At 54.3% G+C, this 223-nt stretch carries 1 pseudogene; it reads left to right on the top strand.

The features are described 5' to 3' along the window. Positions 1 to 223 (top strand): annotated as a pseudogene (locus tag M6G53_RS25770) (IS4 family transposase); the annotation flags it as partial.

Here is a 223-nt window from a genome sequence, read left to right as displayed (position 1 = left end):
CTGTCTGTGACCGGGAGGCAGACCTGATTGAATATCTGGCCTACAAAGTGTCGGAGAAACAGCGATTTATCGTGCGCTCAATGCAAAGCCGGTGCCTTGAAGAAGAGGGAAGCAAGCTCTATAGCTACGGGAAAACGTTGCAACCAGCCGGGGAACGGTGTGTATCAATCCAGCAAAGAGGGGGGCGAAAAGGCCGGGAGGCCCTGTGTGAAATCCGGTATGC

The sequence above is a fragment of the Serratia nevei genome, assembly GCF_024160145.1.
In the GTDB taxonomy this organism is placed as follows: Bacteria; Pseudomonadota; Gammaproteobacteria; order Enterobacterales; family Enterobacteriaceae; genus Serratia; species Serratia nevei_A.
This window is presented reverse-complemented; position numbering and strand designations above follow the sequence as displayed.